General features: G+C 36.9%; 1 protein-coding gene. It reads right to left on the bottom strand.

Going from position 1 to position 815, the window contains the following annotated elements; translation table 11 throughout:
• On the bottom strand, positions 1–755 hold a 755-nt coding region (locus CHI06_RS28495), incomplete at its 3' end, for a reverse transcriptase domain-containing protein (protein ID WP_257009506.1).
• Positions 756–815 lie beyond the last annotated feature (60 nt).

The raw sequence follows: 815 nt of genomic DNA, 5'->3' as shown, positions 1-815 counted from the left end.
TCATCTGCGTATCTTACTATGTAAGCCTGTCCTTTACATTGTTTCCTAACCACTTTCTCAAACCATAAGTCCAGAACATAATGGAGATAAACATTGGCTAATATCGGAGATATTACTCCACCTTGCGGTGTACCATTATCTGTCCTGTACTTCTTCCCTTCCTCCATGTATCCACTTTTAAGAAACCTGCTAATTATTCTCAGAAGGTTAGGATCAGCGATTCGGAGTTTCAAGAATTCCATCATCCATTTGTGGTCCACATTGTCAAAGAAACCTTTGATATCCACATCCACTACATAACTTACTGACCTCTTTTCAATATAAAGGTTCAATATTTTCAGCGCATCATGGCAGTTTCGATTAGGGCGGAACCCAAATGAACAATCTAGGAAGTCATTTTCATAGATGGTATTTAGTATTTTGGTAATACCCTTTTGTACAATTTTATCCTCATGTTCAGGTATCCCCAAAGGTCTTTTCTTGTTTGTGTTGAGTTTTGGGATATACATTCTTTTTACTGGAACAGGTCGATAACTTTTGCTTTTGAGCCTACTTACCAAATCCATTATGTTTTCTTCTATGTCTTCGCTGTATTGTTCTTTAGTAGTTCCATTAACACCAGTCGCCTTTTTATTAGGTAGTTCATGATGACACTGTGTTAGCGATTGCTCATTTAGTAAGTGTGCAAGTGATGTAAATTTCATTTTAGGCTCAGATTTTGCTAATTCAGCTATCCTTAGTAGTTTTGTTTCCATTTATTATACCTACCTCTGTGTGTAGTAAATGTGTCCCTAGTAAGGGTGATAACTGGTAGC

The sequence above is a fragment of the Bacillus sp. 7884-1 genome (genome assembly GCF_002272245.1).
GTDB lineage: Bacteria > Bacillota > Bacilli > Bacillales > Cytobacillaceae > Neobacillus.
This window is presented reverse-complemented; position numbering and strand designations above follow the sequence as displayed.